The sequence below is a fragment of the Brochothrix campestris FSL F6-1037 genome (assembly GCF_000525915.1).
Classification (GTDB): domain Bacteria; phylum Bacillota; class Bacilli; order Lactobacillales; family Listeriaceae; genus Brochothrix; species Brochothrix campestris.
In genome coordinates this window covers 63,173-76,111 of the sequence record NZ_AODH01000004.1, presented here as the reverse complement: position 1 = coordinate 76,111, position 12,939 = coordinate 63,173, and the positions used below count along the sequence as shown (strand labels likewise).

Sequence of the window (12,939 nt, the reverse complement as noted above, 5' to 3'; positions counted from 1 at the left end):
TTAACCTGTTAGAACTGTAGAAATTGGAACTACCGAATTTGCCGATTATTTACCATCGGCAAGTAAGGGAGTGAAATTTCCTAAGTTCTGGTTGATTGAGCTGGAAGAATAAAAGCGAAATTAACCTGTTAGAAACGAGAAAATTGGAAGAAAAACGCAAGCGACTATTTTTGTCGCGTAGCTTTTTCTGAAATTGGCAAGTTTCTGGTTGATTGAGCTGGAAGTATGAAAGCGAAATTAACCTGTTAGAAACGAGAAAATCGAAAAAAAAGAAGCCTGTCCAACATTTTTTTGTTTGCGGGCTTCTTTTTTTTGCTTTTATAGCCTCACATCGTAATACTATCCGCTCGTATGTTATAATAAAACCATACTATTCAACCGGAGGAAACACATGCTAAGTAAAAAAGAACACAGCATTGCTCGCTTAACACAACATGAGTCTATCCTAAATTGCCCGATTTGCCACACCTCTTTTACAATAACAGAACAGTTAACTTGTACCAATGGACATAATTTTGATTTTGCGAAACAAGGTTATCTTAACTTACTGAATCAACATAATGCCACACATTATGATAAAGCACTCTTTGAATCACGACGGGAGCTTATCACCGAAAGTGCTTTTTTTACACCATTGATTGAACGACTCACCGCCTTGATTACAGTACATACGACTGAGCCCGTCTGCATCGTTGACGGTGGCTGTGGCGAAGGTTCACATCTCGCTGCCATTGTAGCGGCTTTAAAAGAACAGGTAACGATTGCCTTCGGGACTGATATTGCCAAAGAAGGCATCTTATCTGCTGCTAAACATTACACAGACGTCGCTTGGATTGTAGCCGATCTTGCGAACATGCCCTTTGCGGATAACAGCGTCAACGTGCTTCTTAACATTCTTTCACCCGCCAATTATAAAGAATTCGAACGCATGTTAAGCCATAATGGCCTTGTCCTTAAAGTCGTACCGCAATCACGATACCTTCAAGAACTACGTCACCATTTTTACGCTGATTCGGTTAAAAAGACATATAAAAACGATGATACTGTTGCACTCTTTGCAGGTCAATTCCCACAGTTCAGACGCGAATCATTAACCTATAAAGTACAATTAAGTATCCAACAACTATCACAGCTTTTGCACATGACACCCTTAACATGGAATTTGGGAGAGGATGACATCCAAGCTTTCATCACCAAAAGTGATGGGTGTATCACAGCTGATTTTGACATCTTAATTGGTCATAAATAAAGGAGATTGTAATTATGCCCGTAGCCTTTCACATCAATGAAAATCATAAATGGCAAGACCTCGAAAATAATATCGCTCATTTATTAACGACCGGTTATACCGATAAAATTGTCGTCGTCGCAACCGATGAAGCAGTCACTCATTTTTACGACATTACACAATTATGGTATATCGAGCGCACCTCTGGTCACATTAAATGGATGGTTTGTAACGATACGCTCGAAGCCCAAGACCTTGATGCCAGTCAATTACCCCCATTTGTTGTTATCGTCCCCAATGGCATCAAAGAGTTACTCAATCGTCAAATCGTTGGTTATGGTTATATTAAAATTTAAAAAGCTACTTCTTAATTGATAAATTATCAATTAAGAAGTAGCTTTTTCAGACCCAAAATAAATGTTGCTCTGTTTCCAAAGTAAGTTCATACGCGGATTGGCCTAAGACTTCACCATCAATTTGTCCATCGACTTTTTCATCAATAATCAACTTCATATTAGATGACTGATAGTGATGAAATTCGACAGATTTCACGTGATGCCCACCCAGTAACATCCCACCGAATAATTGAACCAATTTAAGCAAGGACACTTTTCTAACAACAACCAAATCCATTTTCGCATCATTATTCTGTGCCATCGGTGCAATTGCTACACCGCCACCAAAATAGGGATGGATTGTTGTCGTCACTAAAAATGCCTGTGGAAACGCAATCGTTTGGCCATTCATTTCAATCTGTAAATCAAACGCTGCTTGTTTGAAATAACCTCTCAGCAAAGCAATCACATACGTAAATGTTCCTAAACCGAGCTTATTCAAGAATTTTTTCAAGCGTGATTGATTAGCGATTTTCACAATCAAAGCATCAAATCCTAAACCAAGATTGTTTACAAAGTAACCACGTTTCTCCTTTTCAACTGTATGATAATGTACGATATCAAACGCTTGTGGCTCTGTTAAACGTAAGATATGAGCTAATGCTTTTTTGGGAGAACGCGGTAAGCCACTGCCACGGGCAAAATCATTGCCCGATCCCGCTGCAATATAAGCAATTGGTATGTGACGATAGTCCTCTCCCATCGCTTGAATGGTTTCATTAACCGTACCATCGCCACCCACAATTAGTAACGTCGGTCGCTCTTCATCAGTTTGATACTGACGACAGTATTGCTTGACTAGCGCTAGTGTTTCACCCGCATACTGACTTGTGACTTGCTGGTAAGCAATTTTTTGTTTATTTAACATCCCACTCAACTGACGGCCGATAACAGCACCTCTACCACCGCCAGATGTTGGATTAATAATCATATAAATTTGTTTATGTCTCAACTGAATTATGCCCCTTTACTTAGACTTCTTTTAATTATAGCAAATGTACACTTTTAGCACATGCTTTTTTCCATCACGAAAACGCACTGTTACATGACTATTGAAGTAGTGAAACTCAGTCTCTAGTATGATGTTATTAACTCAGAATAGCACTATACTAAAGATATACTAATAAAGGGAGTGTTAATTATGAAATTATCTAAAATTATCACATTAACCGCTTTAGGATTTGGTTTAGCATCAGTTGGCGTCCTGGCTGGCTGTCAGGATGATAAAGCAACTTCAGCTACACCAACCGAAAAAACAGAAACTGCTAAAACGACTGAAAATAACAATGCGACGAATGATGCGACACAAAAACTCCCTAAAGTAACAGTAGCCGAAGCGATTGATACTTATCAAAAAGAATTTCCTAATAGCGATATTACAAGTATCGAATTAGATAGTTCATTTTCAAAATGGTACTACCAAGTTGAAGGCGTTGACGATAATAAAGAATACGAAGTGAAAATTGATGCCGAGAAAAACACCGTGAAAGACTCATCTGATAAAAAATTAGACAGAGATGATCAAAATGGTATTAAACGCGCTGAAGACAAACTTGATTTAAACAAGCTTGCATCACTTAAAGATGTAACTGATATTGCCCTCACAAAAGCTGAAGGAACTGCGACTGATTGGAGCCTAGACAAAGAGCTTAACGTGACTTACTGGAGTGTTACAATCGAAAATGGTAAGAATGAAACCGAGGTTAAAATCAACGCAAGTTCTAAAGAAGTGATTGAAATCGAGCAAGACAATTAAGTCATACGATAGATAAATAAAAATGTCCCTCGCAGATTGCGAGGGACATTTTTATTTCATAAGTTAAAACTTACGCTTTACCTTTAGAACCGAACCATTCAATACGTTGTTTAACTAACTCAGTTACTGCAGTAGTACCTGGAGCTAATAATTTACGAGGGTCAAAGCCTTTACCTTCTAAGTCTTTACCTTCTTCGATGTATTTACGTGTTGCTGCTGCAAATACTTCTTGGCATTCAGTGTTAACGTTGATTTTAGAAACACCTAATGAGATTGCTTTTTTAACTTGTTCAACTGGGATACCAGATCCACCGTGTAATACTAACGGAATACCATCAGTAATATCAGCGATAGCGCCTAAAGTATCAAAGCTTAAGCCAGTCCAGTTAGCAGGGTAAGAACCGTGAATGTTACCAATACCTGCTGCTAAGAAATCAATTCCTAAGTCAGCGATAACTTTACATTCTTCAGGAGAAGCTAATTCACCAGTACCAATAACGCCGTCTTCTTCGCCGCCGATGCTACCAACTTCACATTCAACAGAAACGCCTTTAGCGTGAGCTTTAGCAACAACTTCTTTAGCTTTTTCTAAGTTTTCTTCGAATGGTAAGTGAGAACCATCGAACATAACTGATGTGTAACCAACTTCGATACATTCTAATGCATCTGCATAGTCACCGTGATCTAAATGAAGTGCTACAGGAACTGTAATACCCATTGAATCGATTAAGTTTTTAACTAAATCAACACATACTTTGTATCCGCCCATGTATTTAGCTGCACCCATTGAAGTTTGGATCATAACTGGTGAGTTTGAAGCTTGTGCTCCTGCTAAGATTGCTTTTGTCCACTCAAGGTTGTTAGTGTTGAAAGCACCTACTGCGTATTGTGCTGCGCGTGCGTCTTTTAACATTTGTTCTGCTGATACTAATGCCATAATTGAATTCCTCCTAGTTTATCTACATTTCATACTCTTAAATATTACATCTTATTTGCATAAAATTCAATACCTAAAGAGTTTACTCCTACATTGTAACAATTTATCGCACGAATTCCCACAAAATGATATTAATTTTATGAAAATAACACGGAAATATGACATTACTTTCGAGTAAATGTCACATTTCGTTATCGCTTCATAATGTAAGCGGTTTTTCTTCTCAAAAAACAAACAATCGCCTTTAATAGAAGGCAATCCAGATTGTAGACAAAGTCGAATTAAACTGGTTTCACTTTGAACGTTAGTTCAAGTAACTTTGGCTACAAGATGACTTGACTGAAAAGAAACGTTGTTATAGTAGGAAACACGAGCCTTTGAGGTGAGTGTACAGATGGTACTCGACTCCGAGAAGGCGAGGCATTGACGACCTAGAACAGCGTTTATCTTCAGTCTGAATCGCCTTTAATAGAAGGCGATCATTTTAAATATTCTAATGACGCAAAGTGTCATGTCCGTTTATACGCTGTTGAACGAGCTGCTTTCGCTTTGATTACTCCAGTTCTATCAGCTAAAGGCTGTCTAAATTTCGCCTTTTCGTACCGGAAAAGATAGCCGGCCTCAAAGCCTCCAATTTAGTTGCCTTTGACGAGCTGCTTTCGCTTTGATTACTTTTTTAAAACGCTGGTAACAACGTATCTGCGTGTTCTTTTTCTAAAAAGTCACGGACTTCTTTGCTTGTCATCGCTTTTTTCAATGCTTTGATTTTTGCTGAGTCTTTATTATCTTCACGAGCAACTAAACTAATGGCAAAGCGATCATCGACTGTTTTTTCTAACAAGACTGCATCTTTTGGTGTCAAATTCAACTTAGCAATGTAAGTCGGATAATTGTAAACAAGTGCCACATTATCTTCACCGTATGTTTCCGCTAAGTTAAGTAAATCAACCGATAGCCATTGTAATTTTTTAGGATTTTTAACGATGTCTTTAATTGTACCGTCGAAGCCGACACCCTCTTTAAGAGTAATCAGTCCAGCTTCATTTAAGATGGCTAAAGCTCGTCCTTCATTCGAAACGTCATTTGGCAAGGCCACTTTTGCGCCTTCAGGAATAGTTGTGATATCTTTGTATTTTTTTTGAATAGAAGCCCACTTTAGCATTGTAAATTTTTTGAATTGCCACTAAGTTGGCATCCTTTTCTTCATTAAATTTCATCATAAACGGTTCATGCTGTGCAAAATTGGCATCTACTTCTTTATTTTTTTAAAAGTTCATTATACTGGATGTTATCATTAACCTGTACTAATTCAATCGTGTAACCGTCGGCTTTAATTACCTCGCCTGCTTTTTCTACCACATCGGTCATTGGTGTCATGTGTGACGCCACTTTAATGACCTTATCTGCTGATTCATCCTTCGTAGCAGTCTTGCTGCCACATCCTGCCATCAACACCATTACTACCACTAATAAAAGGCCAATCCAACTTTTTCTCATCATCTTTGCTCCCCCTACTTTCGTTTATCTAATTTGGTTGCTACATACGAACCTACTACTTGAATCGCAATCACGCTCAGTATCATGATAACAATCGTCGTGTACATCACATCATATTCATAGCGTTGGTAACCGTAGCGAATTGCAAAATCGCCAATCCCACCACCACCGACCACGCCCATAATCGTTGAATATGACACCATACTAATAATAACGGACGTTAAGGTTAACACTAACCCGGATCGTGCTTCGACATACAAAAAATGGCGTAAAAACTGCCATTTGCTTGCGCCCATTGCACGGGCGAGTTCAACCACCTCCTCTGGAACGTCTAATAATACTTGTTCTACGAGGCGTGCATACAAGGCAACGGCTACAAACGCTAGCGGAAAACTGGCAGCATATGTACCAAAAGCCGAACCGATGACCCATCTTGTTACAGGAATAAGGGCGACAACGAACAATAAAAAGGGAAATGAACGAACAATGTTCACATAATTGTTCAATAATAATGAGACGCCCTTATGCTCCAACACACCATTTTTTCGTGATAAGTAGATGAATGTCCCCATTGGTAAACCAATTAAGATTGCGGCTGCAATCGCTATGAGTAACATTACAGCTGTTTCACTCAGCGCACGTAGCATTTCTGGTTGATAATAAAGGAGATGTGCTAAGTATGTTGTCATTGTTGAAGGATCTCCATCGCCCTTGCCTCATACGAGTCATATTGCTGAGCGTTTTCTGCTGATTTTACAGCTGTGATACCAACAAGTTCACCTCTATTAAAAATCGCCGCACGTTGACACATCCGTTTAATTACGGCCAATTCATGACTAACAATGACCATTGTGGTTTGAAACTGACTGTGTATTTTTTCTAATAGACTGAGCACCTCATCAACGTGTTGGGCATCAAGGGCTGAGGTGGGTTCGTCACAAAGAAGCAATTTGGGTTCAATGACTAAGGCGCGGGCAATCGCAACCCGCTGTTTTTCGCCGCCACTCAATTCGCGTGGGTAAGCGTCTGCCTTATGTGTCAGGTTAACAAAGGCTAACATGTCTAATACGCGCGCTGGCTCCATCTTGCCGCGAAGTTTTAATGGCAATGCCACATTTTGGGCCACCGTTTGATTATGTAATAAATTGAATTGCTGAAAAATCATGCCGATTTGTTGTTGGCGCTTTTTTATATCCCGCTCACTTAAAGTAGCTAACACTTGTTGTGCCACTGTAATCGTTCCGCTCGTTGGTCTTTCTAACTGATTAAGCAGTCGCAAAAAGGTTGACTTTCCCGAGCCGCTCTCACCAACAACACCAAAACATTCGCCTTGATTAATCGTCAACGTCACGTTATGAAGCGCTTTCAAATCAGAATCGTAGTTCTTGGTCACTTTATCAAATTGAATCACCCTCACGCGCCTCCTTAGTTCCTTTTAATTAGTTATTTATAACGTTCTTTTCATCTTACAATAACATAAGAACAAACAGATTAATCACAATTTTCGCATAAACTGCTATAGCACACCATTTTTTTGTGCTATAACACCCTTCACCAATAAAACTCGGGTTGGGCCTCACTAGCTGTTAAATAATGTTCATCGACTGGTGCTTGATTAGTAATCACCGCTGAAAAAGCCGTTAATTGGGCTAATTTATAAAAATAGCGGGTTGAAAATTTAGTCGCATCACAGAGTAAAATCGACTGTTGCGAAACGTCCATCACCTGTTGCTTAAAATGGGCGTGTTGATTATTCGCTTCATAAGCAAAGTTAGGATCAATGCCACGGCAGGAGAAAAAAGCAACATCAATCGTAAATGGGAGCAAAAAGGCCTCGGCTAAGCCGCCACTCGCCCCCCCCAATCCTGGCGTGAGCTCTCCTCCAACAAAAAACACGCGGTTATTTGTTTCCGTATTCAGTTGTGCTGCGGTCGCTAAGCCGTTTGTAATAATAACAATATCCTGCTTATCACGTAAAAAGGGCACCAACAGATGGACACTTGTACTGCTATCTAAGAACACTGTTTGCCCGTTACCAATAAAATCACTCGCTATTTCAGCCATCTGTTGTTTTGCTTGTCTATTTTGACGTTGTCGCTGTTGAAAAACCGGTTCAGTATGTGCTAATTGTTTCAGCGATATCTTACCATATGAGCGTTTAATCTGGCCGTCTTTTTCTAACTGTATCAAATCACGTCGCACAGTCGATAAACTGCTATGTAACATCAAACATAAGTCACACGGCTTCACTTCTTTTTTCAACCGTAATATTGCCATAATTTCTTGCTGACGCTCCTGATTACTCATCGATGATTCCTCCTTATGATTACAGTGAACATTCGTCAACTTGTTGAACATTGATATCCGAACCCCTTTTCGCTGTCTATAATGGAATTGAGAAACGCCTTGCTCATAACGTTAATTTTGATTAGAAGGAGTGGTCTTGTGCAAAATTACATTTATTTTTTTGACGAAGGTCGCAAAGAATTGAAGCATCTCTTAGGTGGCAAAGGTGCCAACTTGGCCGAGATGAAACGAATTGGTCTACCTGTACCCGCAGGCTTTACAGTGACGACTGCAGCCTGTCTTGCTTATTTTAACGCAAAACAAACGATGCCACCAACCTTAAAGGCTGCACTGCCACTCGCAATCGAGCGACTGGAACAAGAAACGGCAAAGCAACTCGTTGGTACCACACGTCCGTTGCTCTTATCCGTTCGGAGTGGTTCTGTTCATTCGATGCCAGGAATGATGGACACGATTTTAAATCTCGGTTTAACTGACCAATCGGTTCTCATACTTGCGAATGAAACCAACAACCCACGCTTCGCCTTTGATTGTTACCGTCGCCTCATTCAAATGTTTGGTAATGTTGTCATGGGCATTTCAAGTGCGCTCTTCGAGGAAGCACTGACGGCACTAAAAACAGAGCAGCAACGTGCGCGCGACACTGACTTAACTAGCGACGACCTCCAACAACTGATAACGACGTATAAAACAATTTACCGGACACAAACAGGCAAAGACTTCCCCCAAGACCCTTTGCAGCAGCTCATGTTAGCGATTGAGGCCGTCTTTGATTCTTGGTACAACCCACGGGCACTCACTTACCGTCAACTGCATCATCTAGCAGACGATTTAGGCACCGCCGTTACCATCCAAGAAATGGTCTTTGGCAATATGGGTGACACCAGTGCCACCGGTGTCTGTTTCACTCGCAATCCATCGACCGGTGCAAACGAAATCTTCGGCGAGTTTTTGCTCAATGCGCAAGGAGAAGATGTCGTTGCCGGTATTCGAACACCTTTACCGATGCAATCGCTGCAACACATTATGCCCTCCTTATACGCCACATTTAGCGAACGGATTCAGTTGCTTGAAACCCATTACAAAGACATGCAAGACGTTGAATTTACGATTGAAAAAGGGCAGCTCTACTTTCTGCAAACCCGTAACGGAAAACGAACGGCAGCCGCGCAAATTCATTTACTAATGACTTTTTTGGACGAGGGCCTTCTTACAGCCGCTGAGGTGATTGAACGTCTTTCTTACGATGACATAGAAGCCGCCTTGCATGATACGTTTAACACCGCTGCCATCGAAGCACTCACTCCGTTTGCGATTGGTTTACCCGCTAGTCCGGGAGCTGCCACAGGTCAACTTTATTTTTCAGCGACAGCTGCTCAAGCCGCTGCTGAGCATAACATTCCCGTTATTTTAGCTCGGCAAGAAACATCACCGGAAGATATCGCTGGGATGATTGCAAGCGAAGCGATTATTACAAGCCGAGGGGGCATGACGAGCCACGCCGCTGTCGTTGCTCGTGGTATGGGGACTGCGTGCGTCTGCGGCTGTCACACCTTGTTAATTGATGAGGTGGAAAAAACCTTACATTATGATAACGGTATTTTAACCGAGGGTGATTGGCTCTCTGTTGATGGCAGCACAGGGAAACTCTATCCGCAAAAAATCCCACTCTCACCAGCCGTAATCACACCGAGTTTCAAGCGGCTGATGCAAGTGCTATCAAAGCGCACGCATATATCCGTACGGGCCAATGCCGATACAGCAACTGACTTTGCCCAAGCCTTGCAATTCGAAGCAAGTGGCATTGGCTTAACACGCACAGAGCATATGTTTTTTAGTCCCGAGCGTTTGCTTGAGATGCGTCGCCTTATTTTAGCAACGACGGCGGCGGAACGACTTGTCGCCTTGAACGAGCTTGAACCTCATCAAACAGCTGATTTTAGCGCACTCTTTCGGACAGCCGGATCGCGCCCTGTCACCATTCGTTTGCTTGATCCACCGTTGCATGAATTTTTGCCGACGCAACTGAGTGAACAACAGCAGCTCGCAACCCAATTAAACATCTCGCCCCTCCTTTTAACAGAGCGTTTAGCAGCCTTAAAAGAAAGCAATCCGATGATGGGACACCGAGGTGTGCGGTTGGCAATTAGTTACCCTGCTATTTATAAGATGCAGGTGCAGGCGATTGTTAAAAGCGCCTTACAACTGCAAGCTGAAGGCATTACGGTCACACCAGAAATTATGATTCCACTGATTGGTAGTGAGGCTGAACTGAACTGGATGCGTCATTTTTTAGAACAGGCAATTGACGAAGTGTTAACGGACGCTAATAAACAGCTGACTTATACGATTGGCACAATGATTGAACTGCCTCGTGCCTGTTTAATCGCTGGGAAACTAGCAACTACCGCTGACTTTTTCAGCTTTGGTACGAATGACCTCACACAAATGGTCTATGGTTTTTCACGCGATGATAGTGCCGGTTTTTTGCCGGAATATATAGCCAAGCAATTATTGCCGGTTGATCCTTTCCAAACGATTGATAAGGATGGTGTCGGCCAACTAATGCAACAGGCAATTTTGGCGGCCAAAGCAACGAAGCCAGGTATTAAAATTGGTGTCTGTGGTGAACTGGGGGGCGAGCCTTTATCGGTTGCCTACTTTGAAAAAATTGGGGTTGATTACGTTTCTTGCTCACCCTACCGCGTACCGCTTGCGAAGCTCGCTTTAGCCAAGGCTGCCCTCTTAAATCGTACAGTTAATTAAAACGAGAAAAACCCCAAAGACCGTTAAGGTGTTGGGGTTTTTGCCTGCTATTCACTAACAATCCGGTCAACTTTCCATGTGCCATCTTCTTTTTTGAGCTTAACAGTTGTGCCACTGAAATTAGCTTCAGGCTCATAGTCCAACTGAAAAATAAGTGTCTGTTCTTCAAGATGACTATCAGTAAAGTTAGGTGTAGTCGCTAAAAATACCGCCTTATCTTCATCGGTTCGTGGTGCAATAAAAAACAAATCATTGGCATAATTTCCCGCCTGCCATTGTGGTATCTCACTCTTCATCTTGCGCAGTTCATCTTTGGTGACGAAGTCACTTAACTTGTCGGTTAAGGTTTGTTTGAGTTCATCCGTATTCAATCGACTAAAGGTTTCATTCGTACTAAACAACTTACCCATTGCCGTTAATTGTTTGCTCGCTGCTTGCTGTTCTTTTTTGACATCAAAACTAGCTGCCGAACTCGAACAGCCACTAAAGAAGATGGCGGCTAAGAGTATCATCATTACTGCGGTGATTTTTTTCATTGCGTTTGCCTCCTTTTATGCTACCCATATCATGCCTTGAAAAAAAGCGTCTTCGCTGAGATTGCTATTTACTGGTAATTTTGTCCCATTAGCCACTATGATAACAGTGTAATTAGCAACAGGACCACTTCCAGTATAATAACGCCCGCCTTTATTACTACCTTGAAATGGACTATATTGTCCTACCATCACCATTCCACATTTATACATCGGAAACAGTGGCCTTTCAATAGTACCGTCCCTCTTTTCTCACGTACGTCGCCTGATCCATTCCCTTTCATATTATGCTTACCACCTAATGGACAAGGAATATATTTCGGAGTTTTTTCTGACATATCAATAGTTACCTCAACATCATTTTGACACATAATTATCAGCTCCCTTTTTTATTTCTACTTACATTTTAAAACAGGTAGCTAACGAAAGTCAAAGGGAATGGTCTGAATATTCACTTTTTTAAAAGGAGTAAAAGGCCTGTTAACATACAGTTAACAGGCTCAGAGTGAAGATAAACGCTATTCTAGGTCGTCAATGCCTCGCCTTCTCGGAGTCGAGTACCATCTGTACACTCACCTCAAAGGCTCGTGTTGCCTAGAACAAAAGAATTTAAAACCGTTCTAAACTGCAGTGATTGGAGAAAAAGTCTAAACAGACTTCATTTTCTTTGAAATGCTATGATAGTGTCTTTGTTTACGAGATGATTTCGCTTTTATTTCTCCAGTAATTCTTCCATAACCGTCAGTACGCCTTCAGCATCATTTCGGGGGGCAATGTATTTAGCAGTCGCACGTACAATCGCACTCCCATTTTCCATCGCATAGCTCTGACCAACATGGCTGAGCATTTCGAGGTCATTGCCACCATCACCAAAGGCCGCAATATCCTCTGCACGAATCTGCCATTTTTCTTGTAATACGCGTAACCCATTCGCCTTATGTAAGCCAGGAATGATTAAGTCAATATCGCCATGACCACTGGTGACTGCTTTAATCCTACCACTAAAACGCTCGTTGATGGCAGCCATCCGTTGTTCCGTCTCTGCGATTGGTACATGTAAGGCAAACTTAAATAACACATCAGCCGGTAAGGTCTTAAAATCAGCAACGGTCGCCAAGCGATGATAATACTGACTCGCTTGTGTGATAAAGCTTGCGGGTTCACTCACACGTACGTATGCGCTATGACGTCCGCATAAGATAACACGCACCTCTTGCTGGCTATCTAAAAAGGCTAAAACCTCTGTAATCAGCGCTGGTTTCAACTTGCCACAGAGCAGTTCATCACCTTCACTAATAACTAATGCCCCATTCTCGGCAACAAACGAAATGTCAGCCGCAATGTCCGCAAAAAAAGAGGTCAATTGGTAGTACTGATTACCACTGGCAACAACAAATTTAACATCTTGCTCCTGCATTTTTTGATACAACCTCTGAAAACGTGCTCTATTATAGTCTTTCGCTGAACTTAAAAAAGTTCCATCCATATCTACTGCGATCATTTTCACCATCTAATTGCTC

The 12,939-nt window shown here is 41.4% G+C and carries 14 protein-coding genes; 4 read left to right on the top strand and 10 right to left on the bottom strand.

Annotated elements, in window-relative coordinates; translation table 11 throughout:
• Window positions 1-391 precede the first annotated feature (391 nt).
• Both BCAMP_RS01260 and BCAMP_RS01255 read left to right on the top strand, forming a co-directional pair.
• Window positions 392-1,249, top strand: a complete 858-nt coding sequence (locus tag BCAMP_RS01260) for a putative RNA methyltransferase (protein ID WP_035313035.1) — start codon at window positions 392-394, stop codon at window positions 1,247-1,249.
• 14 nt (window positions 1,250-1,263) lie between these two features.
• Entirely contained in the window at window positions 1,264-1,584 is a 321-nt protein-coding gene (locus tag BCAMP_RS01255) for a DsrE family protein (RefSeq protein ID WP_035313034.1), read from the top strand.
• A gap of 46 nt (window positions 1,585-1,630) precedes the next feature.
• On the opposite strand, the gene BCAMP_RS01250 is transcribed toward BCAMP_RS01255, so the two are convergent.
• Window positions 1,631-2,575, bottom strand: coding sequence for a diacylglycerol/lipid kinase family protein (locus tag BCAMP_RS01250; RefSeq protein WP_156921085.1), 945 nt, complete (start codon window positions 2,573-2,575; stop codon window positions 1,631-1,633).
• A gap of 189 nt (window positions 2,576-2,764) precedes the next feature.
• Between BCAMP_RS01250 and BCAMP_RS01245 the strand changes: the two genes are divergently transcribed.
• Complete coding sequence (locus BCAMP_RS01245; protein WP_035313033.1) at window positions 2,765-3,379, top strand: PepSY domain-containing protein; 615 nt, start codon at window positions 2,765-2,767, stop codon at window positions 3,377-3,379.
• Between the two features lie 70 nt (window positions 3,380-3,449).
• On the opposite strand, the gene BCAMP_RS01240 is transcribed toward BCAMP_RS01245, so the two are convergent.
• The 6 genes from BCAMP_RS01240 to BCAMP_RS01220 form a co-directional block, all read right to left on the bottom strand.
• Entirely contained in the window at window positions 3,450-4,316 is an 867-nt protein-coding gene (locus tag BCAMP_RS01240; protein ID WP_035313032.1) for a class II fructose-bisphosphate aldolase, read from the bottom strand.
• Window positions 4,317-4,992: 676 nt separating this feature from the next.
• Window positions 4,993-5,478, bottom strand: a complete 486-nt coding sequence (locus BCAMP_RS14885; protein ID WP_332248493.1) for a MetQ/NlpA family ABC transporter substrate-binding protein — start codon at window positions 5,476-5,478, stop codon at window positions 4,993-4,995.
• 95 nt (window positions 5,479-5,573) lie between these two features.
• Complete coding sequence (locus BCAMP_RS14880; protein ID WP_332248492.1) at window positions 5,574-5,816, bottom strand: hypothetical protein; 243 nt, start codon at window positions 5,814-5,816, stop codon at window positions 5,574-5,576.
• Window positions 5,817-5,827: 11 nt separating this feature from the next.
• On the bottom strand, window positions 5,828-6,502 hold the full coding sequence (locus BCAMP_RS01230; RefSeq protein WP_035313031.1) for a methionine ABC transporter permease: 675 nt from the start codon (window positions 6,500-6,502) through the stop codon (window positions 5,828-5,830).
• Window positions 6,499-7,224, bottom strand: coding sequence for a methionine ABC transporter ATP-binding protein (locus BCAMP_RS01225; protein ID WP_035313030.1), 726 nt, complete (start codon window positions 7,222-7,224; stop codon window positions 6,499-6,501). Before BCAMP_RS01225 ends, BCAMP_RS01230 begins: the two co-directional genes overlap by 4 nt.
• A gap of 140 nt (window positions 7,225-7,364) precedes the next feature.
• On the bottom strand, window positions 7,365-8,120 hold the full coding sequence (locus tag BCAMP_RS01220; RefSeq protein WP_035313029.1) for a DeoR/GlpR family DNA-binding transcription regulator: 756 nt from the start codon (window positions 8,118-8,120) through the stop codon (window positions 7,365-7,367).
• Between the two features lie 138 nt (window positions 8,121-8,258).
• Here BCAMP_RS01220 and ppdK point away from each other — a divergent pair, with 138 nt between their 5' ends.
• Window positions 8,259-10,886 (top strand): pyruvate, phosphate dikinase, encoded by a 2,628-nt coding sequence (ppdK, locus tag BCAMP_RS01215; RefSeq protein WP_035313028.1) that lies wholly within the window; start codon window positions 8,259-8,261, stop codon window positions 10,884-10,886.
• A gap of 47 nt (window positions 10,887-10,933) precedes the next feature.
• Here the strand turns inward: ppdK and BCAMP_RS01210 are convergent, their stop codons facing one another.
• From BCAMP_RS01210 to BCAMP_RS01200, 3 genes are all read right to left on the bottom strand, one after another.
• Window positions 10,934-11,422, bottom strand: coding sequence for a hypothetical protein (locus BCAMP_RS01210; RefSeq protein ID WP_035313027.1), 489 nt, complete (start codon window positions 11,420-11,422; stop codon window positions 10,934-10,936).
• 15 nt (window positions 11,423-11,437) lie between these two features.
• Complete coding sequence (locus BCAMP_RS13360; protein WP_156921084.1) at window positions 11,438-11,611, bottom strand: hypothetical protein; 174 nt, start codon at window positions 11,609-11,611, stop codon at window positions 11,438-11,440.
• A 520-nt stretch (window positions 11,612-12,131) separates the two neighbouring features.
• Window positions 12,132-12,929, bottom strand: a complete 798-nt coding sequence (locus BCAMP_RS01200) for a Cof-type HAD-IIB family hydrolase (protein ID WP_035313025.1) — start codon at window positions 12,927-12,929, stop codon at window positions 12,132-12,134.
• Window positions 12,930-12,939 lie beyond the last annotated feature (10 nt).

Bases quoted from the DNA above. Each gene is read 5' to 3' on its own strand.
- BCAMP_RS01260 (WP_035313035.1), top strand. From the start codon at position 392: ATGCTAAGTAAAAAAGAACACAGCATTGCTCGCTTAACACAACATGAG.
- BCAMP_RS01255 (WP_035313034.1), top strand. From the start codon at position 1,264: ATGCCCGTAGCCTTTCACATCAATGAAAATCATAAATGGCAAGACCTC.
- BCAMP_RS01245 (WP_035313033.1), top strand. From the start codon at position 2,765: ATGAAATTATCTAAAATTATCACATTAACCGCTTTAGGATTTGGTTTA.
- BCAMP_RS01240 (WP_035313032.1), bottom strand. From the start codon at position 4,316: ATGGCATTAGTATCAGCAGAACAAATGTTAAAAGACGCACGCGCAGCA.
- BCAMP_RS14885 (WP_332248493.1), bottom strand. From the start codon at position 5,478: ATGCTAAAGTGGGCTTCTATTCAAAAAAAATACAAAGATATCACAACT.
- BCAMP_RS14880 (WP_332248492.1), bottom strand. From the start codon at position 5,816: ATGATGAGAAAAAGTTGGATTGGCCTTTTATTAGTGGTAGTAATGGTG.
- BCAMP_RS01230 (WP_035313031.1), bottom strand. From the start codon at position 6,502: ATGACAACATACTTAGCACATCTCCTTTATTATCAACCAGAAATGCTA.
- BCAMP_RS01220 (WP_035313029.1), bottom strand. From the start codon at position 8,120: ATGAGTAATCAGGAGCGTCAGCAAGAAATTATGGCAATATTACGGTTG.
- BCAMP_RS01210 (WP_035313027.1), bottom strand. From the start codon at position 11,422: ATGAAAAAAATCACCGCAGTAATGATGATACTCTTAGCCGCCATCTTC.
- BCAMP_RS13360 (WP_156921084.1), bottom strand. From the start codon at position 11,611: ATGGTAGGACAATATAGTCCATTTCAAGGTAGTAATAAAGGCGGGCGT.
- BCAMP_RS01200 (WP_035313025.1), bottom strand. From the start codon at position 12,929: ATGGTGAAAATGATCGCAGTAGATATGGATGGAACTTTTTTAAGTTCA.